Consider the following 20,477-nt stretch of genomic DNA (forward strand, 5'->3'; position numbering starts at 1 on the left):
CTCATTGGACGGTTTCGCTGTCACGGACGTCGAAGTTCTTCTGCTGGCCGATGCCGTCGCGGTCCTGCGGGAACTCCAGGTCCGTATCCATCCCGAGTTCCTCCAACAGGTCCTGGGTGGCCGGTCGGACGGCCACCATCGACACCTTCGTCTCCTGCATCTGCGTCTCGACGTCGTAGCCCCGTGACGTGATCGCGTTCGCGGAGTCGCCGATGGCGTACGGGACGGTGCCTTCAGGATACTTCTCCTCCTGACTCTTGCCTTTGAACACCCCGCCCCAGTGGAACGGGAGGAACACCTCGCCGTCGTTGGGCCGGTCGGTCACTCGTGCCTTCACGAGCACCGACCCCCTGTCGGTCGAGGAGACGACGACGAGGTCGCCGCCGTCGACGCCGAGGTCGTCGGCCTTCGCGGGCGTTATCTCGGCGTACATGTGGGGTTGCAGGTCGGCGGTGTGGATGTTCGAGCGCGTCTCCGAGCCGCCGCCCTGGTGTTCGACCTGCCGGCCGGTCGTCATGATGGTGTCGAGGTCCGGGCCGTCGTTCTGGTTGTGGATGATATCGTTGGCTCGCTGCTGTTCGGCGCCGTTGTTCTGATCGAGCCGGAAGAAGTTCCGTTGCTGGCCGTTCGCCGGCCACTCCTCGACCAGATCCGGCCGCGGACTCTCGATGGGCTCGCGGTGAACCGGAACCGTATCGAGAAAGCTCCACACGACCGCCCGTGCCCGGCCACGGCCGGTCGGCGCGTCGGGCTGTGCGTAGTCGTACTGCTCGTAGAAGTCGGGATCGACGCCCTCCCCGATCATCGTTTGGAGGTAGTCGTCGAACTCCGAACTTCCGGTGTCGGGGTCGTTGAGCTCCTGTGCGGCGGTGTACACCGACTCCTGGTTGTCCAGCGCGTACTGCTGGGGGATCGTCAGTTCGTCGGACTGGGTTCGCTGAGTCGGATCGATGAGGCTCTGCGGTGGTGTGACCTTCCAGCCCGGATACTCCGGAACGCCGTGGATCTGGCCGTCGTCAGCCAGATCCCTGGTACCGGCCCAGTCGGGGACGTAGGGGTCCCGGATCAGACTCAACGCCTCCGCCTCGGTGTCGTATCTGTCGCCGACGGCGTCGACGGTCTCCTGAAGCGGGTAGTCGGCGTCGGTCGGCATATCGTCCCACTCATCCGGCGTCGGGGCCTGGACGCCCCACCGAGTCCGGAAGTCCTGTCCCCCGTCGTTGGGGTTCATATCGTCGTTCCAGATGATGGGCGTCCCCGGATGTCCTTCGCCCCAGCAGGGCCACGGGAGCATCCAGTATTCGCCCTCGACCGGCGTTCCCTCGGCGCCTTTGAGGTCCTCGCTGGAGAACGCGTAGTCGTACTCCAGGTGTTGTTGGAGCCGTTCGGGCGTCTGTCGGTAGCCGATGGTGTTCGTCCCGAGGTTGAACTCCCGGATGACGTTCTCGTAGGACGACTTCCCGTTGTGTATCTCGGGTCCGCTCCCCCAGTCGAAGTGCTCGCCGAGGCCGAGTTCGTCGGCCAACTCCTGCATAATGCGCAGGTCCGGACGGGAGTTGTGTGCGGGCTTGGCGACCGGCTCCGACCACTGGACCGAGCGGTTCGTGTTCGTCAGCGAGCGGTAGTGTTCATACTGGCTCGATGCCGGCAGCAACAGGACCGGCGGGCCGTCCTCGTAGTCCGGCAGGACGCTCGCGACCGAGGGGAACACGTCGACGACGACGAGCAGGTCGAGGTTCTCCATCCCCTCCTTCATCTGCTCCATCTCGCTGATGGAGTTGGCTGAGTGGCCCCAGAAGACCGCGATCTTCACCTGATCGGGCTGGTAGATCGGCGTCTCCTGGTAGCGGTCCTCCTGATCGAGTGCCGCCTCGAACCAGCGGGCCACGGTGAGCCCGTTCTGGAACATCATCGAGTTCGCGGCCGGCTCGTCGGGCCCGTGGTTTTCGGAGGGTGGGAGCGAATCGGGCTCGAGATCCTCGTTGCCGCTCTGTCGGACGTATTTCTCCGGCGGCATCAGCTCGAACTTGTCGTACAGCTCCCCGAAGGACGTCGAACCGCTGGTGTAGGGGTTTCTGTCCCAGATCTCGGCCCACCACGACCAGCCGCCGGGCGTGAGACCGTAGTAGCCCGGCAGGATGTGACTCGCCACCGCGAGGTCGGTTGCACCCTGAACGTTGGCGTGACCCCGCATAACCTGTAGGCCGCCGCCGCTGCGGGCCGCGCTCCCGGACGCGAGGCTCAGCGCAGCATACGAGCGGATGTTCTGGGTACCGTTGTTGTGCTGGGTGCCGCCCATCGCCCACTCGATCTGGACGTGCGGACGGTTCTCGTCGATGAGTTCGGCGATCCGCTCGATCTCCTCGACGGAGAGCCACGTGATGTCCGAGACCGTCTCCTTATCGTACTCGTTGAGTTCGGCGTCGAGGTCCTCCCAGCCCTGGACCCGGTCGGTGATCATGTTCTGACCCGAGTCGTCGGCGTCCGGGTCCATCGCCAGCCCATACTCGTCGCGGAGCTCCTTGATGACGCCCATCATCAACGCCACGTCGGTGCCGGGCCGGAAACGCATGTATTCATCGGCGTGAGCCGACGTCTTCGTGAATCGGGGGTCGAGGCTGAGGATGGTTCCGCCCCGCTTTTGCCCCTCGAGGATGTGCTGCATCGCGATCGGGTGGGCCTCTGCGGGATTCTGCCCGATGATGATGTTCAGGTCGAAGTTGCGGTAGTCGGAGACGGTGTTGGTCATCGCACCGTACCCCCAGGTGTTCGCCAGCCCTGTCACCGTCGTCGAGTGACAGATGCGCGCCTGGTGGTCGATGTTGTTCGTGCCCATAAACGCCGCAAGCTTTCGGATGGCGTAGGACTCCTCGTTGGAGTGGTGGGCACTGCCGAGGAGCATCACGCTCTCGCGGCTGTGTTCCTCGTCGACGTCGACGGCGTCACTCGGCGAGACGTCCGAGTCGGGCCACAGTGCCCGGATGTCGGTCCCGAGACGGTCGTAGGCGGTATCCCACGAGAGCTTCCGCCACTCACCGTCCTCCCGAATCATCGGGTGTTTGAGTCGCTTTTCGGAGTGTTCGGTCTCGTAGATGCCTGCTCCCTTCGAGCAGAGCGATCCGTTGTTTATCGGATGGTCTTCCCACGGCTCCATACCGACGAAGGAGTCGCCCTTCCGTTCGCCGTGGAACCCGCATCCGACCGAACAGTAGTTACAGATCGTCTTTGTCAATTCCCCGTCCGTGTCCTGTCCATCGACCTCGTCGTCGCTCTGGGCGAGGACTCGTCCCGTCGTCCCGCCACCGAGTGCGACCGCGCCCGCGAGGGCGCTCGCCTTCATAAACGACCGCCGATCGAGGTCAAGGGAGACTGGTTCCGTGCTCATTCCATTTGTGCGCATCCCGCCATCGATTGAGTGCTATTCACTAGCATATTAGGAACCGCCCTATATTAATATGCGGGCCCGTGTCCCGGATCGATCACGGTGCGTCGGTGACGGCGCTCGGCCGAACCCGCCCCATCGGTCGAATCGTCGCAAAACCTATATTCGTGGTAGCATTCAACATAGTCGATGAACGTAGGGGCATTCGTCTGCGGCTGTGGCGGCACCTGTGGGCTCGACCTCGAGGAGGTTCGAGAGGGGGTTCGAGACGTCGACGTCGTCGCCTCCTCGGAACTGCTCTGTGAGGGCGGCCTCGACGGCGTCGAACACGTCATCGACGAGTACGACCTCGACCAGCTCATCGTGACGGCCTCGGACGACCGCTGCCGACAGACGGTCCGTGAGGTGGTCGATCGAAGCGGGCTCCACCCGGACGCGGCCGAGTTCGTCAATCATCGCGAGGGTGCCGCCTGGGTCCACGACGCAGAGGCGGCGACCGACAAGACCGCCCGCCTGCTCAACGCGACCTATGCGGGCCTGCAGGAGGAATCCATCTCCAGAACGGTTTCCCGGGAGGCGGGCGACCGGGTCGCGGTCGTCGGCGACCCCGAAACGGCGGCCGCCCTCGCCGATTCGGCGGACGTAACGCTCGTCGCCAACGGTCGTGAGTTGCGGACCGTCGACATCGATCTGGACGACGTCGACGTGGCTCGTGGCGAGGTCGTCGGCGTTGACGGGCGGTTCGGTGCGTTCGAACTCACCGTCGACTCACGGGTCACTGAGGCCTGCATCGACTGTCTGGAGTGCGTGCGGAAGGGTCCCGACGGCGTCACCGCGCGCCCCGTCCAGATCCCGGCTGATGCCCCCGATGGCGAGTGGACCGACGTGTGCCCGACCGACGCCATCGAGATGGAGGGGACGACCCGCCGGATCGCCGCCGACCAGGTCATCCGTCCCGACGCCGATCCGGAGACCCGCGGCGGTCGCGTGGGCTACTACACCGGCCCCGTCGACGCCGCCACGATCGCGGCCGTCGAATCCCATCTCGGCGGCATCGAGAAACCCGCCTTCCTCGATCTGGAGATGGACGTCTGTGCCGCAGGTGCCTCCTCCCAGCAGGGCTGTACCGCCTGCACGGACGCGTGTCCCCACGATGCGGTGGGTCGGCCGTCGATCGATTCCGTCGAGTTCGACGAGGTGGCCTGTCAGAACTGCGGCGCCTGTACCTCGGCGTGTCCCACCGGCGCCACCCGGCTTCGGGAGCCCTCGAACCGACGCATCGCCCGTGAAGTCGAGGCGCTGCTCACCGCGGAAAACGACGACGGCGGCTGGCTGTTCAACCGGGGGTCGAGCGGCATCGACCGGCCGGTCGTCGCCTTCGTCTGCTCGGAACGGGCAGCCGATCGGCTGCGCGAGTACGGCCGCCGGGCGGCGACGGCAGGGGGCGTCACCTATCCGCCAGTGCTGCCCGTGAACGTCAACTGCACCGACACGGTCGGGGAGGCCCACGTCATGCACGCGCTGGCCGCCGGCGCCGACGGCGTCGCGATCGTCGGCTGTGGCGGTTCGTGTCTCCATTCCGGCCCGGACCCGAAGGCCGAACTCGTCGATCGTCTGAACCGCGCGACCGCCGACCTCGGCCTCGGCGAGCGCGTCGGCTTCTTTGCACCCGGGGCCGACGACCCCGGCCAGTTCATCGAGGAACTCTCCATGTTCGTCGTCGAGCGCCTGGACGAGTCACCGATTCCCGCGGGCGAACACGAGGCGGAGGGCACCATCGAGGGCGACGTCGACCGTCCGGCGTTCGCCTCCCACGCGTGGACCCTCGAGTCCGTGCGCGCGATCCTCGACCACGTCGTCCCCGATCGGGGGATCATCCGCGGCCTGACGGACTTCGGCTGGATGGACGTCTCCGACGCCTGTAACCTCACGCCGACCTGTACGAACCTGTGTCCGACCGATGCGGTCCAGCGAACGGACGAGGGCGATCTGCTCTTCAACCACGAACGCTGTGTCAACTGCGGCCTCTGTGAGGAGGGCTGTCCGGAGACGGCGATCACGATGCGCGACGGTCTCGACCTGTCGCTGCTGCCCGAGAACCGGGAGGGGATGGCCGACGGCGTATCGGCCGACCTCGGGGCGGCGTGGACGCGCGTCTACGAGGGCGAGATGCAGGAGTGTGTTCGCTGTGGTAAACCCTTCGCCTCAGCCGGAACCGTCGACACGATCCGCGAGGAGGTCGGCGAGGCCGTCGACGGCATTGCACCGGAGTCACCGCATTCGGTCTTCGAGTACTGCGGCGACTGTCGAACGCATCTGCTGTTCGAACGAGGTGACCACTGATGGACGAAACCACAATATACGAGGCACGGCTGGAAGTGATCGATTTCCTCATCGAGGTGTTCTATGACGCCCCCAGCGAGGAGTTCCTCGATCGGCTGTTCTCGGATGCGGTGACCGTTCCGGACGGCGAGATCAACGAGCCGATGGACCGCGGCTTCCGGCGGCTCGAGGCGTTCATCGAGGCCAACCGGTCACGATCGGTCGCGGACGTCGCCGACGATCTCCGGACGGAGTACACCCGGCTGTTCGTGGGACCACGACCGCCGGCACTCCCCCACGAGACCTACTACCGTGATGACACCGAGTTCATCGGGGAGGGACTCGCGAAGCTGGAGGCGGACTACTCGGCGGCCGGCTGGACGCCCCACGAGGACTACCCCGAGGAGAACGACCACCTCGCCGTCGAACTGGCGTTCCTCCGGAATCTCGTCGATCGCCAACGGCGTGGCGAGGAGGCGGCGTTCGGCTACGAGCGAGTGTTCCTCGACGAACACGTCGGCCGATGGAACGAGGCGTTCCTCGAAACGGTTCGAGAGGAGCTCGACGAGCCGGTCGCCGAGGCGAACCTCTTTCTCGCCGCTTCGGAGGTGTTCGTCGGTCTCGTCGAGTTCGAGGACGAACTCGTCGCCCAGCAGGTACCGAGCTAGCCAGCAGATACCGCCGCAACGTCCCGTGGGTCGAGGGTAAAAAGCCCCGTCATCAGTCGTATTCGCCGTGGAACGGCTAGTCGTTCAGGGAGACGTCGCCGTCGACCTCGCCGGTGTGGAGTTCGTTCGGCCAGACCCCGTGGTCCCATACCTCGAACCCGTTGAACGTCTCGGTCGCACCCGTGGGACGCCATTCACCGTCCTTGTGTGACATACTGACGCATACTCGGGGCGACGTATTAAGCGTTGTGTGGGCCTGCCGGATGCCGTGATACCATCGAACGATCGACGGTGGCTGGCGGGGTGGTCGGGTCCGTTTCTCACGTCGGCGGCGCGTTCGAGGGGCGCTCCTCGTCGTCGAGGAAGACGCGTGCGAACAGGTCGACGTGGAGTGCGAGCACGTCCGACTCGTCGAGTCCCTTCGCGGTCGCCTGTCGCTCGAGGAAGGTCGCCAACGCGTCGGTCGGCTCGAGGTGGACGGTCCGGCCGTCCACCTCGAAGTCGACCTCGTGGGCGCCGGAGACGAGGTGTTCGACCTCCAGAAGCGCCTGCTCGACCTTGGTTTCGATCGCTTCGTCCCGTTCCTCCAGTCGGGCCTCGCCCCACTCCTCGGCGGCCGCAACGAGGCGATCGCTAGCCTCGAAGGAGATCAAAACGACACCCCCTCCTCGGCCTCGAAGGCGGTCTCCCAGACGGTCTCCTCCTCACAGACCGGACACCGCTGTCGGAGGGTCGATCGCTCCATCCGCGTGAAGTTACCCATCTGCCCGCAGTCGGTACATTCGAAGTACGTCATGTTGGCGGCCAACTCTCGGGCGCCGGCTCCTCTTCGCCCAGTTCGCCGAACATCGCGACCAGCAGCACGACGAGCGCTCCGAGGACGAGGAGCCCGATCACTCCGCTGACCGCCGATCGACCGACGTAGTCCATCGCCGTCCACTCCATCAGTCCGAGAACCTCGAACCAGACGACGACCGTCCAGATGGCGACTGCAAGGGCCCCGATCGTTATCCATCGAGTCTGCCGGAACGCGGTTCTAATTCCCATGGTACCTACCCACATTCGCTTGGGACGGGAAGGATAAAAAATGTATTCACTGCTTGCCCCAACACATATGTCGCTTCGTCCGGTAGACGGACCACCGATGGCTCACCGGGCCGCTGCGGTACGCGGGGTCGGGGACGAGCGTATCGACGACCATCCGGACACCGGTGAGCCGAGGATCGAGACATGCCCTGGGGAGTACATACGGAGTTCACCGACGAGGAGGGACCGGACGTGGAGATCGATGAGGACCAGGAGGCCGTCGACCGGGGTGAAACGGGCTCGGAAACCACCGAGACGTTCGACATCGACGACGCGATCTCGAATCTGGATTGACCGGCCCCCGGTCCTGTTTTGCCTGCGTCCCCCGGTCCTGTTTTGCCTGCGGCCCCCGATCGACGTGTCCGTCAGCCGGAGTCGGGAGCGCTACCGAACGGCTACAGCTACACCGAGAGCACCGACTCCGCCTCCTCACGCACCAACCGGTCGCGGACGCGATCGATCGCCGTCGACGCCTCGGCCGCGTTGGCCATCAGGACGGTCTCGCTGGGGAAGAGGTGTTCCCCGAGGACGAGCCCGTGTTCACGGGCGGTCGATCCCGTGACGGTCAGGTAGACGCCGATGCCGGTCTCGGCGATCGCCGCCTCCTCCTCGTCGGCGTCCCGTGCGGGATACGTAAAGGAGACGTCCCGGGTCGCGTCGGTCCCGAGCACGGCGGTGACCAACCGCTCGTACCGCGGGGAGATGCAGAGGTCGCCCTCGTAGTTCTCGACGAACGACCGGTCGAGATCGGTGCCGGCAGGGAGGAGCTCCGGCGTCGCCATCAACGTGTGATACACGGTATCACTGAGCCCGGTCACGACGCGCACGTCCGATTCCTGCGGATCGATCCGCGTGTTGACGTCGTCGAGTCCGGCCACGCCGGAGGGACGGAGATCGACGACCTCCTCCAAGACGAGGTCAGCCGAGTCGAACCCCAGCGCGAACTCGTGGGTGCGGAGCGCGCGGAAGGGCTCTTCACGGCCGACCAGATGCACCGGCACGTCGCCGACGTCGACGATGACGGAGTCGAAGACGATCCGACGCGGCATTCCGTCGCGGTCGTCCCGAAGCAGAGTGTACTCGGGTGCGTACGGATCCGCCGGCGACGAGTAGGCCGCGAGTCGCTCGTAGGGACCACGGGACTCCTCGACGCCGCCTTTCGTCACGGCCTTTTCGTACCGAAGGGTCGAACTGACGTCGTCGGCAAGCGACTCGGCGTCCGCCCCCACCACACTCGCGACGCGTTCCAACACGGCCTCAAGCGGGCGCCCCTTCCTGGGAACGGCGATCGGTACCGGCGTAGTCATCGGCGGTACTCCGCGTTCGAGGGTCAAACGGGTTGCGGAACGCGTCCCGGTGTCGGACGGCTCGATCGGTCCGTCCGTTCATCCCCACCCGCCATCCGTTCACCCACCGTCCACACCCCGTCTCGGACGCCTCGAACGGCCTTAGGTTCCGAACGCGTCGCTGAGGCGGTCGCGGAACGCCTCGAGCTCGGCCAACTCGTCGTCGATCCGGTCGATCTCCGACTCGAGCGTCTCGACGTCGCCGTCGACGTCCTCGAGGTCGTGGACGCGCGTGTCCAGATCGGCGATGTCGCTCCGAACGTCGCCCATCTCCTCGTCCAGTACGGCGACGGTTCCGTCAACGTCCTCGACGGTCGCCTCGAGATCCGTGACGGTCGTTTCGAGGTCGGCGACGGCCGGCTCGATGGACTCGACGTCCGCCACCCGGTCCTCGAGGTCGGCGACGTCGTCGAGGGCGTCATCGAGCGTCCCCTCGACCGCGTTGAGGTCCTCCCGAACCGATCGGCGGGCATCGGCGGCCTCATCGATCCGGGCTTCGGCCGCGTCGAGCGCGGTCGCCACGTCCTCGACCTGCTCGCGGGTCGACTCCAGCACCTCCGTGGCCGTCCCCTCCTCGTCGATGAACTCCTCGAGCGCGTCCGCGTAGGCGGCCAGGTCCTCGATCCGTGACTGGAGCCGACTGATCCGGACGTCGACGCTGCGCGGCGTCCCCAGGTCGAGTTCCTCCCGGAGGGTTTCGAGGTCCGCCTCGGGAACGTCGCCCGACCGGATCTCGGCCGCGAGCGCCGACGCCACGGAGACGTCAACCGCGCCGGGTTCCCCGGCGGCCTCATCGGAGTCGTCGTCGATCGTCTCGCGGTCGTCGGCTCCGTCATCGTCGGTCGCGGCATCGACATCGACCGCCGTGTCAGCATCGGCCTCCGTGTCACCGTCGGCACCCTCACCGGCGTTCCGGTCGTCGACGGTGACGGACGTCGCGGCGGTCACCGCGGGCGACGTGTCGGCATCCATCGAGTTCGGCGATGGTGCCTCGTCCTCCCCATCAGCCGCATCGGCGGCGTCGGCGTCGGCAGCAGCGCCGGTGTCGGCAGCCACGTCGGCGTCCGTGTGACCGTTGACCGCCGATCGTTCCTCGTCCTCCATCCCGGGCAGCGAGTCGCGGTCGCCGGCGACGACCTCCCGAACCGGGTCGTTCCCGTCGGCGCCGAGGACGTCCTCGATCGATTCGCCCTCCGGGACGTGATCGACCGTCGGCGGAGTCAGAAACGCGTCGGGATCGATCCCGTCACCGCGGATCCCGAAGACGGTTCGGACGGTTGCACCCGGTTCCAGAAGGCGATCGAACTCGACCCGGTGATCGCTGTAGGCGGTCCAGTGCTCGCTCTCGAAATCCGGGTGGAACCCGACCCGCTCCATCGGGAAGTCGTCGGGGATCGTGTCCGTCAGCCGGACCCGGACCGGCTCCGACCGGGCCGACTCGATCCGGAAGGTGACTGCGGGGACCGGAAACTCGTCGGTCGCGAACGACTTCTCGACGGTAATCCCGTCGGCTTCGACGACGCGTTCGGACCGTTGGGGATCGCTCATAGGCAAGGGGTTCGTTACCAGCCTCTTAAATCGCACGGGGAACGTATCAATCGCGAGAACTGCGGAACGAAGACGGACCGCGGACCGAGAGGAGGCGATCGCTGGGCGGTCGTCGCTCAGAGGTCGACGCGGTCGCCGATCTCGACGATCTCGAGGCGTCGTGGGTGGTCGAAGCTCCGGACGTGGGGATACAGCGCGGTCGGGTCCGCCGTCAGTCCCTTCCACATGTCCCAGTGAGTTGGCAGGAGTCGGTCGATCTCCAGCGCACTCGCGGCATCGACGATCTCCGTCTCGTCCGAATACCACTTGGTGTGTTTCGGTTCCCGCGTCTCCTTGTCCGGAATCGTGCCGGCCGACCCGAACGCGAGGATCCCCAGATCGATGTCGTAGGCGTCGCCGATGTCGGCGAACGAGTCCGTCGGCTTGGTGTCCCCGCCGTGGAAGATCGTTCCCGAGTCGTGTTCGATGACGTAGCCGACCGGATGGGTCGCGTCGGGGTCGTTGACGGGGACGACGTCGACGGCGAACTCGCCGACGCGGAGCGTGTCTCCCTCCGTGATCGCCGTGAACTGGTCGGTCGAGACGTCCCAGTCGTCGGCCCACGCCTCCTCCTCGGCGACCGCGACCGAGTCGTCGGGCGCGATCAACTCGGCGTCGGTGTTCGCCAGGATCGGCGCCTGGGAGGGCCCGTGTGCGTGGTCGCTGTGTTCGTGGGTGATGAACAGCGCGTCGCCGACGGTCACGTCGGTCGGATCGAACGGTACGGGGATCATCCGGGTCGTCCGCGGCGGATCGCCGATCCCCAGGTAGGGATCGATCCACAGCACCGTCCCCGCCGATCCCTTGATCGCGAAGCCGTTGCAGCCGAGATACCACAGCGCGACCGTCTCGGGGTCGGCGTTCTCGATCGCGCGAGGCAACCAGTCGCCCCAGTCGGACTCACCCAGAGCGTGCGTCATACCGCAGCCTGCGGTCGGTGGCTTCCTAACCGTTGCGAAGGCGATCGCCGGGACGGTACCGATGGCGGCGCGCCACCGGGACGATGACCACACGCCACCGGCGCGATGGAAACCTACACAAGCCGCCACGTCCTTCCTTCCGGTATGACTGCCTTTCGGGAGCCGCTGTCGTCGGTGAACGAGGCGATCGGCGAGACGCCGCTCGTCCGCGTTCACGCCTCGCCGGACGCGGCGCCGGTGTACGCGAAGCTGGAGTCGTTCAACCCGGGTGCCAGCATCAAGGACCGGATCGGGAAGTATATGCTCGAACGGCTGCTCGAACGCGGCGATATCGACCCCGGCGGCACGGTCATCGAACCGACCGCCGGCAACACGGGCATCGGGATCGCGGTCGCGGCCGGCCGACTCGATCTGGAGGCGGTATTCGTCGTCCCCGAGCGCTTCTCCGTCGAGAAACAGCAGCTGATGCGCGCGCTCGGCGCGGAGGTCATCAACACGCCCAGCGAGGAGGGGATGGGCTACGCTATCGAACGCGCGCACGCGCTCGCGGAGGAACTCGACAACGCGATCGTCCCCGAGCAGTTCTCGAACCCGCTCAACGCCGAGGCACACTACGAGACCACCGCCCCCGAGATCGACGCGGCGCTCGACGGGGAGGTCGGCGCCGTCGTCGTTGGCTGTGGCACCGGGGGGACGCTGATGGGCCTGGCCGAGTACTTCCTCGAACGCGATCCGAACACCCACATCGTCGCGGTCGAACCCGAGGGGTCCGCTTACCGCGAGTTCTTCGGCGAGGACGTTCCCCACGAGGCGTACAAGACCGAGGGGATCGGCACCCACGACATCGAGACGAACGACCTCTTTGACTCCGACCTCGTCGACGAGATCGCGACGATCCCGGACCGCGACACCCACGAGGAGATGTCCCGGCTCGCCGCCGAGGAGGGCCACCTCGTCGCCTCCTCATCGGCCGCCAACAGCGTGGCCGCCCGGGAGATCGCCGACCGGATCGACCGCGGCGACCTCGCGGTCCCGCACGATACCGTCGTCACCGTGTTTCCCGACTCCTCCGAGCGATACCTCTCGAAGGGAGTCTATCGCGACTACGAGGAGTGGGAGGGGTAGGGGTCACGATGACGGAACGCCCGGTGGGAAACGACGGGATGGCGGTGAGATCCCCTACTCGGCGGAACCGGTATACAGCACGACCGCGACCGCGGCCAACACGAGTTCGGCGGCCTTCGCGACGACGGCGAGCGGGTTGAGGCTGCCCTGCATGTAGAAGGCGTCGACGCCGACGCCCTGGAACCCGAAGAACGCGACGACCGTCACGACGGCGTACGCGGCGGCCACGAGGAACAGTTCACGCCGCCAGTACGTGGTCAGGTACACACCGATTCCGCCGAGGAACCCGAGTCCGTTGAGCAGAAAGAGAACGCCGAGCATTCGGTTGAACGCGAGCACGTTCGACCCGAGCAACAGGTGGACGACGCCCGTGACGGCGGCCGCGACGATGGCGACGTAGCCGATCGGGGTCGCGGGGAGGGTCAGACGCGATCCGTCGGCGGTGGACTCGCTTTGAGTGGCACTCATACTCACGGGTATAACTACCACGGTAATCAATCCCGGGGACGGATCCCACCTCGTGATGATCGGGAACCGTCACCGCCCCGTGATCCGGCGGCCGCTCTCGCCCAGGCCGTGGACGATCTCCCGGCACCGCGTACACCGGCGGACGCCGGCGGCGATCCGGATGAACCCGTTCCCGAGCTCGTTGCCGTGGTCGACGCCCCACGGAAGCTTGCAAGCGGGACAGCGCCGGGGGTGGTGTTTGGCCGGCGGTCCCCGGTCGACGTCGGCGCTCGGCGTCGTCAGGTAGTCCTTGTGGCGCCGGATGCTCCGCGAGATCTCCGCGATCGCGGCCCCCGAGAGCCGTTCCTGCAGTACGTCCAGCTGTCTGCAGACGCGCCGATACCGTTCGACGATCTCGTTGGGGTCGAGGTCGCCGATCGGTTCCTCGAGGTCCACGTCCTCGAGCCGTCCCTCGTCGAGTGGATCGGAATCGGCGCCGTCGCGTGCGTCCGACCGGTACAGCCATCCCGGCTGTTCCACCGCACCGGTGGCGGTTCCATCGTCCCCGGCGTTGCCGTCGGCACTCCGAGCAGCGGTGCCGGAGCCGGAATCACCATCGGCCCCGGTGGATTCATCCGGTACGTCCCGCCGGCGCCAGACGAACGCCGCGTTCAGGTCGTAGAACTTCCGGAGTACGCTGCTGTACATCCCGTACGCGAGCCGGCGATCCACTGCCTCCTGCAGTTCGGTCTTCATCACCGGCCGCTGGAGGCACTCGTCGTAGTCGGCTTCGTGGTCTGCGGGCGACATCGATCGGGAGACCACGCCGACGAGCTGACAGTACGGATTTCGCGTGAGCAGCTGCGTGCGGACCTCCTCTCCGCGCCCGTCGAGCGCCGTCACGGAGAGACACGCAACCGTGACGGTGGCATCGAACGCGGTGACGACGTCCTCGGGGTCGGCGATGGTCCGGACCTCGATCCCCTCGAGCCAGCTCTCGAAGAGGCCTCGCAGCGTGTACGACTCCTCGAGTACGAGCACCGAGTAGTCGTCGACGAGATCAAGGTCGGCCATCTTCGGATCCCCCTCGAACCTGTCACAGGGTTGGTCGTGCGGGGGATATAGTTCACGGTCGGTGCGAGATACGCACCGGTTGATTCGAGATCAGCCTCGATCACTCGCGCTGCCAGACGTACACGGCGATCACGATCACGCCGCCGAATCCCGTGGTGTACGTGAGCACGCCGGCCGCGAGCGCCCAGAGGACGGCATACTCCTCGCTGCGGGCAGTCGCGTCGGCGTAGATCCAGTAGGCCACGCCGATCGGGACGACGAGCCAGAGGACGATGAGCGCGAGGATCACCGCTTCGGGACCGACCGGAACGCCGAACTGGAGGGGCGGCATACGCGCGAATCGGGGGCATCGCGGCAAAAAGCCATCGGCAGATCGGTCCCGCGGGACTGGCCGCTCCGGAACCGATACCGGATCACGATGGGGAACCACTATTACGTCGTCGGCACGATACGTCGGGATATGGATCCCCCCATCCAGGTGCTACACGTCGACGACGACCCGGCGTTCCTCGAGATGGCGGCGACGTTCCTGGAGCGGGAGAGCGACGCGATCGAGGTGGTCACCGCCACGAGCGTCTCCGAGGGCCACGCCGTGTTCGACGAGCGGTCGATCGACTGCATCGTCTCGGACCACGACATGCCCGGCCGAAACGGGATCGAGTTCCTGGAGTCGGTGCGTGCGTCGTCCCCGGAGGTGCCGTTCATCCTCTTTACGGGCAAGGGCTCCGAGTCGGTCGCGAGCGAGGCCGTCTCCGCCGGGGTCACCGACTATCTCCAGAAGGAGTCCGGAACCGACCAGTACACGATCCTCGCGAACCGGATCGAGAACGCGGTCGACCGGTATCGCGCCCGGCGGTCCGCGCGGGCACAGCAACGACGCCTCGAGACGCTCGTCGACAACGTCCCCGGCGTCGTCTACCGCTGCCGGAACGAGCCGGGCTGGCCGATGGAGTCGATCGAGGGGGAGTGTGAATCGCTCACCGGCTACCCGGCCGACCGGATCGAGTCCGGCGACCTCACCTGGGGCCACGACGTGGTCCACCCCGCCGATCGGGAGGACGTCTGGGAGACGGTCCAGACGTCGATCGCGGTCGACGAGCCGTTCGAGGAGACCTACCGGATCCGGACCGCCGCGGGCGAGACCCGGTGGGTCTGGGAGCGGGGTCGGGGCGTGTCCATCGACTCCGAGGTGGACGAGGTGACAGTCGCCCACGAGGCCGAGATCGGTGACTATGCGGCCGTTCTCGAGGGGTTCATCACCGACATCACCGAGTCCAAGCGCCGGGAGCGCCGGTTCGAGGCGATCGTCGAGAACACCTCCCAATTCACCGGCCTGTTGGACCCCGACGGGACGATCATCGAGGCCAACGAGTCGGCGCTCGCGTTCGCCGACGTCGACCGTGCTGACGTGCTCGGAACGCCGCTGTGGGAGGGTCCGTGGTTCACGGAGTCCGATCGTGCCCGGCGTATCGCCCGGGAGGCGGTCGACACGGCCCGCGACGGCAACCCGTATCACGCCGAGGTCGCGATCAGCGGCGCCGACGAGTCGGCGATCATCGACTTCACCGTACACCCAGTTACGGACGCGGACGGTGAGGTGACGCTGTTGATCCCGGAGAGCCGTGACATCACGGCCCTGAAGGAGCGTGAACGCGAACTTCGGCGGTTCCGGCGGCGGTTCGAGGCGGTGTTCGACGATCCCGCCGTGTTGGTCGGACTCCTCGCACCGGACGGGACCGTACGCTCGGTGAACTCGACCGCGCTCGGGTACGTCGAGGTCGACCACGAGGACCTGGTCGGCGAACCGTTCCCCGAAACGCCCTGGTGGCCCGAGGATCGTCGCGAGGACGTCCGTGAGTGGGTCACGGCCGCCGCCGCGGGCGAGTACGTGGAGTTCGATGCCGTCCACGCCGCGACGGATGACGGTCCGTTCACCGTCGAGGGAACGTTTCGACCGGTCGTCTCGGAGGGTGATGCGAACCACACGGACGGCGACGTCACCGGTATCGTCGTTTCCGCAAAGGACGTGACGGAGCGGCGCCAGCGTGAGCGCGAACTCAAACACCACGCCGAGCGATTCGACGAGTTCGCGAGCGTCGTCTCACACGACCTCCAGAGCCCGATCACCGCCGCTCAGGGACGGCTGGAGCTCGCGCTCGAGACCGGCGACCTCGAGCACGTCGAGCGGGCTGCCGACGCCATCGACCGCGTGGACGCCCTTCGAACCGACCTCGCAGAGACGCTGCAGACCGGCGAGATCGTCTCCGAGACGGAGACGATCCCGCTTGCGGACGCGGTCGAGGATGCCGTCACCGCGGTCGATCCGCCCGGCTCGATGACGGTCGACGTCCCGGACTCGGTCGACGTCAAGGCCGATCCCGACGCGTTCGCACGCCTCCTCGAGAACCTCCTGCGGAACTCGATCGAGCATACCGACGGCGACGACGTTACCGTCCGGTTCGATCGGCTCCGCGAGGAGGGAGCGACCGGCTTCGTCTACGAGGACGACGGTCCGGGGATCGATCCGGCGGACCGTGACCGGGTGTTCTCACCCGGATTCTCGACGAAGGACGGTGATTCCGGGAGCGGGATGGGAATGATGAGCGTCCAGCAGATCGTGACCGCCCACGACTGGTCGATCCGGATCGCGGACGCGGACGTCCTTGATGGTGCCCGGTTCGAGATCCGGACCGACTGACGACCCGGTCTGCAGCGCTCACACGGCGAACCGGTCCATCAGACGACATATCGGCAAGCGTTTACGGCTCCGGTAGAAAAGGAGGTATCGGTGGAGAATGGGACGGAACACGGGATCGGACACGGATGGTAACGCGGACGCCGACGACGCGATGCCCGCGGACGCGACCGCGCTCCCGGTCGATGAGGGTGAGTTCTATCGGACGCTCGTGGAGAACGCCGCGGAGGGGATGTTGACGATTGACGCCGACAGCCGGATCGTCTACGCGAACCCGGCGATCGAGGACATCCTCGGCTACACTCCCGAGGAACTGGTCGGCAGCTCGAAGATGCGGATCATCCCCGAACGCCTCCGGCCGGTCCACGGAGCGGCGCTCGCGTCCTACGTCGAAACCGGCGAGCGAAACATCGACTGGGACGGCGTCGAACTTCCGGCGCTGCACAAGGACGGCCACGAGGTACCGACGCTCATCAGCCTCCGTGAACACCGCCACGACGGCGACCAATATTTCACGGGGATCGTCCGGGACATCACCGACCGAAAACGGCGGGAGCGCGAACTTCGCCGGCGCAAGGACCGACTCGACGAGTTCGCGGACGTCCTGGCACACGACATCCGGAACCCGCTGTCGGTCGCACAGGGCTACACCGAACTCGCCCGAGAGGACCACGATGCGCCCGAACTCGACCGCGTCGCCGACTCGCTCGGGCGCATCGAGGAGCTGATCGACGACCTGCTGGCGCTCTCGAAGGAGGGCGCCCTGATCGGCGAAACGGCCCCGGTCGATCTCGCGGACTGCGTCCGGGAGTCGTGGGACGGCGTCGACACCGGCGACGCGGAACTCCGGATCGAAACGCCGCTGGGAACGATCGACGCCGACCGAAGCCGGCTGCGCGACCTCCTCGAGAACCTCCTGCGGAATTCCGTCGAGCATAGCTCGACGAGCCCCCGCTCGAACGCTCGCGGGAATTCCGTCGAGCACAGCGGCGCTCCCGTCACCATTACCGTCGGACTGCTTTCTGGCAGCGAGGCAACCGGAGAGACGCCCCACGAGTCGGCCGATCGGACGCCCGACGGTTTCTACCTCGCGGACGATGGGCCAGGGATCCCCGACTCGATCCGTGAGGAGATCTTCGACCGCGGCTACTCGACACGGGACGGCGGGACGGGGTACGGTCTCGCGATCGTTCGTGGCATCGCGGAGGCACACGGCTGGACGGTCTCGCTGGCGCCGCACGAGAAACCCGAATCCGGAACCGGCGCGCGGTTCGAGTTTCGGAACGTCGAATTCGTCTCCGTGGACGCCTCGCCGAAGCGGTAGACGTCGGGTCGAAGCGTCTGCCGAAACGGTGGCTGCTCAGTCTGCCGGCTTCGAGGAACTCGACGCGGCTCAGTCGGACCGGTACTCCTTCTCGAACCCGCGGAACTCGGTGCGGTGGGCCTCCTCCTCGGCAAGGATCGTCACCGCAAGGTCCTCGGTGACCGGGTCGTTCGCGTCCTCGGCCGCGTCGATGAGGTCTCGGTAGGTGTCGATCGCGTCCTCCTCGGCGTCGAGGACCCCGCGAATGACCGAAAGGACGTCCGTGGAGTCCGCGGGCGGCTGGAGGGAGTCCTGGCGGGCCGTGAACTCGGCGGATCCCGGCGGCCGGGCGTCGAGCTGTTTGAGCCGCTGGCCCAGCTGTTCGGCGTGGGCAAGCTCCTCCTGGATGTCGACTTGCAGACTCTCCTTGATCTCCTCGGCGCGCACGCCATCGAGGACGATCGCGTTCGTCTGGTAGTTCATCACCGTCTCGATCTCGTCGCTATACGCCTTCCGGAGCAGCTCGATGACGCGGTCGTTTGACATACGATCGATCGTTTCGGCCGCGGGGTAATGGGTGTTCTGGCGAAGCCAAATCCCGAGGCAGCGATCGGGGTCGGCCGGCTCAGACGGACTCGGAGCCGGCGGCGACCGTGGTTGCCCCCGCGTCCGCGTCGGTTTCCGTATCGGGACCGCCGCTTTCGCCGTCCGCCTTCCGGCGGTTGCGAACCGTAAGCAGGACGAACAGCGCGAAGCCGACGCCGCGAAGGGTCAGATCAAGCAGGAGCGCGTCCACCGAGACGGAGATCCCCACGAGTCCGAGCGTGTCGAAGACGGCCTCGGAGAGCAGTCCCGGCGCCATCAACAGCAGGGAGCTGCCCGCAAACCCGATCCGCCCGGCGCGCTCGACGCGGGTATACAGCGTTCCGATGACGGTGGCGCCGAGCGCGATCACCCCGAGGAAGACCCCGACAACGGGCACGAGGATCTCGGGAATCGAGTAGGAGAGCTCCGCGAGATCCTCGAAGCCGACCACGCGGTAGCGTTCACGGATCGGGAGTTCCCCGGCGTTGGCCTTCTCGCGGAGTAGGACGATCCCCGGGGCCAGCACGAACGCGAACGGGACGATCGCCTTGTTCAGCGACAGCGAGAACGCCTTCACGCCGGTCTCGAAGGGATCGGACTTGGCGACCCCGCTTGCCGCGTAGGCCGCCACCGCCACCGGCGGCGTGATGTCGGCGATGACGCCGAAGTAGAGGATGAACAGGTGGGCGGCCAAAAGCGGGATGCCGAACTCCACGAGCGGCGTCGCCAGCATCGAGATGAGGATGATGTAGGTGACCGTCGTCGGCATCCCCATCCCGAGGATGATGCTTGAGACGGCCGTCACGAGCAACATAACCACGATCGACCCGCCGGACAGGGCGAGCAACAGCGAGGTCAGGTTCGGGCCGAGCCCGGAGACGCTGATGACGCCGGGGATGATCCCGGCGGCCGCGACCGCGATCACGACCGGAACCGCGGTGCGGGCACCCTGCTCCATCGAGGTGACGACGAACGTCCCGAGCTTGAACGGCTGGCTCTCCTCGAGATCCCGGCCGGTTCGGTCGCCGATTGAAGCCGCGGTCTCCTGCACCGAAGGGTTGAGATCGAGCAGCGACGCGTCGAGGTCCGGTTTCGAGAGCAGCGTCAGGACCCCCGCAAGCATCGCGTACCACTCGATCCGCGAGAGAATGGCGCCGGCCGCTTCCCCGACGGGAAGTCCCGTGCCGCCGCTCCCCGTCACGAGCCCGGTGATCGGCACACCGGCGATCGCGTGGCTGGCCATCTCGACGCCGACGATCGCCGCGAAAACGCCGAGGAGCCGGGCGCGCGTCTCGTCGCTGTACGCCGAGACGAGCGCTATCAGGGCGACGAGCGCGACGAGCGTGAACCACGCCGACCGCGAGACCGACAGCCGTTCGATGATGAGGTAGTACAACAGCAGGCCGATCGGGACGAGGTAGAACCAGCCGCGTGTGAGGTGACTCCACATGGAGACGGTGTCCGCATCGGACACGCCCCCGATCCCCTCCTGGACCGCCTTGAGGTGGACCATCACCCAGACGCCGAAGAAGAAGACGATCGCCGGGATCGTCGCGATGATGATGATGTCGGCGAACGGCGTCGCGGTGTACTGGACCATCAGGAACGCGGCCGCCCCCATCACCGGCGGCAGTATTTGCCCGCCCGAGGAGGCCGACGACTCGACGGCGCCGGCGAACTCCGGCGAGTAGCCCGACCGCTTCATCAGCGGGATGGTGAACGCGCCGGTGGTGACGGTGTTGGCGATCGACGAACCCGAGATGGTCCCCATGAATCCGCTGGCGAGGATGCTCGCCTTCGCCGGTCCCCCCTTCCGGCTGCCGGTTGCCGCGTACGCGAGGTCGATGAACCACTGGCCGGCCCCGCTCATCTCGAGGAACGAGCCGAACAGGATGAAGATGTAAATGAAGCTCACCGAGACCGTCACCGGAATCCCG

19 protein-coding genes are annotated in these 20,477 nt (G+C 66.7%); 6 read left to right on the forward strand and 13 right to left on the reverse strand.

The features are described from left to right. Nucleotide 1: 1 nt before the first annotated feature. On the reverse strand, nt 2-3,385 hold the full coding sequence (locus tag BLW38_RS05365; RefSeq protein ID WP_092815318.1) for a molybdopterin-dependent oxidoreductase: 3,384 nt from the start codon (nt 3,383-3,385) through the stop codon (nt 2-4). 186 nt (nt 3,386-3,571) lie between these two features. Here BLW38_RS05365 and BLW38_RS05370 point away from each other — a divergent pair, with 186 nt between their 5' ends. Then, the gene (locus BLW38_RS05370) at nt 3,572-5,725 is read left to right on the forward strand and encodes a hydrogenase iron-sulfur subunit (protein ID WP_092815321.1); all 2,154 of its coding nucleotides are present in this window, start codon (nt 3,572-3,574) and stop codon (nt 5,723-5,725) included. Then, a complete protein-coding gene (locus BLW38_RS05375; protein ID WP_092815324.1) occupies nt 5,725-6,372 on the forward strand; it encodes a TorD/DmsD family molecular chaperone in 648 nt (215 codons plus the stop codon). The genes BLW38_RS05370 and BLW38_RS05375 overlap by 1 nt, the downstream gene beginning before the upstream one ends. 76 nt (nt 6,373-6,448) lie before the next feature. Here BLW38_RS05375 and BLW38_RS16160 read toward each other — a convergent pair whose 3' ends face one another. The 4 genes from BLW38_RS16160 to BLW38_RS05385 all read right to left on the reverse strand — a co-directional run bounded on the left by BLW38_RS16160 (nt 6,449) and on the right by BLW38_RS05385 (nt 7,419). Further along, on the reverse strand, nt 6,449-6,586 hold the full coding sequence (locus BLW38_RS16160) for a hypothetical protein (protein WP_177167428.1): 138 nt from the start codon (nt 6,584-6,586) through the stop codon (nt 6,449-6,451). Nucleotides 6,587-6,692: 106 nt separating this feature from the next. Beyond that, complete coding sequence (locus BLW38_RS05380; RefSeq protein WP_092815327.1) at nt 6,693-7,025, reverse strand: hypothetical protein; 333 nt, start codon at nt 7,023-7,025, stop codon at nt 6,693-6,695. Continuing rightward, nucleotides 7,022-7,168 carry a hypothetical protein gene (locus tag BLW38_RS16165; RefSeq protein WP_177167429.1) on the reverse strand — a complete coding sequence of 49 codons (147 nt, stop codon included), beginning with the start codon at nt 7,166-7,168 and terminating at the stop codon, nt 7,022-7,024. Before BLW38_RS16165 ends, BLW38_RS05380 begins: the two co-directional genes overlap by 4 nt. Then, nucleotides 7,165-7,419, reverse strand: a complete 255-nt coding sequence (locus BLW38_RS05385; RefSeq protein WP_092815329.1) for a hypothetical protein — start codon at nt 7,417-7,419, stop codon at nt 7,165-7,167. Before BLW38_RS05385 ends, BLW38_RS16165 begins: the two co-directional genes overlap by 4 nt. Nucleotides 7,420-7,602: 183 nt before the next feature. On the opposite strand from BLW38_RS05385, the gene BLW38_RS16170 reads away from it, so the two are divergent. Continuing rightward, nucleotides 7,603-7,752 (forward strand): hypothetical protein, encoded by a 150-nt coding sequence (locus tag BLW38_RS16170; RefSeq protein ID WP_177167430.1) that lies wholly within the window; start codon nt 7,603-7,605, stop codon nt 7,750-7,752. A gap of 107 nt (nt 7,753-7,859) precedes the next feature. On the opposite strand, the gene BLW38_RS05390 is transcribed toward BLW38_RS16170, so the two are convergent. From BLW38_RS05390 to BLW38_RS05400, 3 genes are all read right to left on the reverse strand, one after another. Next, nucleotides 7,860-8,765, reverse strand: coding sequence for a hypothetical protein (locus BLW38_RS05390; RefSeq protein ID WP_092815332.1), 906 nt, complete (start codon nt 8,763-8,765; stop codon nt 7,860-7,862). Nucleotides 8,766-8,906: 141 nt separating this feature from the next. Further along, complete coding sequence (locus BLW38_RS05395; RefSeq protein ID WP_092815335.1) at nt 8,907-10,352, reverse strand: hypothetical protein; 1,446 nt, start codon at nt 10,350-10,352, stop codon at nt 8,907-8,909. Nucleotides 10,353-10,468: 116 nt separating this feature from the next. Further along, nucleotides 10,469-11,299 (reverse strand): MBL fold metallo-hydrolase, encoded by an 831-nt coding sequence (locus BLW38_RS05400; protein WP_092815697.1) that lies wholly within the window; start codon nt 11,297-11,299, stop codon nt 10,469-10,471. Between the two features lie 156 nt (nt 11,300-11,455). On the opposite strand from BLW38_RS05400, the gene BLW38_RS05405 reads away from it, so the two are divergent. After that, entirely contained in the window at nt 11,456-12,436 is a 981-nt protein-coding gene (locus tag BLW38_RS05405; protein ID WP_092815338.1) for a PLP-dependent cysteine synthase family protein, read from the forward strand. Nucleotides 12,437-12,490: 54 nt separating this feature from the next. On the opposite strand, the gene BLW38_RS05410 is transcribed toward BLW38_RS05405, so the two are convergent. The 3 genes from BLW38_RS05410 to BLW38_RS05420 all read right to left on the reverse strand — a co-directional run bounded on the left by BLW38_RS05410 (nt 12,491) and on the right by BLW38_RS05420 (nt 14,288). Beyond that, complete coding sequence (locus tag BLW38_RS05410; protein ID WP_092815341.1) at nt 12,491-12,904, reverse strand: DUF7475 family protein; 414 nt, start codon at nt 12,902-12,904, stop codon at nt 12,491-12,493. Nucleotides 12,905-12,973: 69 nt separating this feature from the next. Then, nucleotides 12,974-13,957, reverse strand: coding sequence for a hypothetical protein (locus BLW38_RS05415; RefSeq protein ID WP_092815346.1), 984 nt, complete (start codon nt 13,955-13,957; stop codon nt 12,974-12,976). Nucleotides 13,958-14,057: 100 nt separating this feature from the next. After that, complete coding sequence (locus BLW38_RS05420) at nt 14,058-14,288, reverse strand: hypothetical protein (RefSeq protein ID WP_092815349.1); 231 nt, start codon at nt 14,286-14,288, stop codon at nt 14,058-14,060. A gap of 129 nt (nt 14,289-14,417) precedes the next feature. Here BLW38_RS05420 and BLW38_RS05425 point away from each other — a divergent pair, with 129 nt between their 5' ends. Beyond that, nucleotides 14,418-16,655: a hybrid sensor histidine kinase/response regulator gene (locus BLW38_RS05425; RefSeq protein WP_177167431.1), complete on the forward strand. Its 2,238-nt coding sequence runs from the start codon at nt 14,418-14,420 to the stop codon at nt 16,653-16,655. A gap of 97 nt (nt 16,656-16,752) precedes the next feature. Next, complete coding sequence (locus BLW38_RS05430) at nt 16,753-17,976, forward strand: PAS domain S-box protein (RefSeq protein ID WP_245710049.1); 1,224 nt, start codon at nt 16,753-16,755, stop codon at nt 17,974-17,976. 69 nt (nt 17,977-18,045) lie between these two features. Here the strand turns inward: BLW38_RS05430 and BLW38_RS05435 are convergent, their stop codons facing one another. Both BLW38_RS05435 and BLW38_RS05440 read right to left on the reverse strand, forming a co-directional pair. Beyond that, nucleotides 18,046-18,501, reverse strand: coding sequence for a ferritin-like domain-containing protein (locus tag BLW38_RS05435; protein ID WP_092815355.1), 456 nt, complete (start codon nt 18,499-18,501; stop codon nt 18,046-18,048). Nucleotides 18,502-18,580: 79 nt separating this feature from the next. After that, a partial coding sequence (locus BLW38_RS05440) for a TRAP transporter permease (RefSeq protein ID WP_092815703.1) occupies nt 18,581-20,477 on the reverse strand: 1,897 nt, incomplete at its 5' end.

It is taken from the genome of Halopenitus malekzadehii (assembly GCF_900108505.1).
Lineage (GTDB): Archaea > Halobacteriota > Halobacteria > Halobacteriales > Haloferacaceae > Halopenitus > Halopenitus malekzadehii.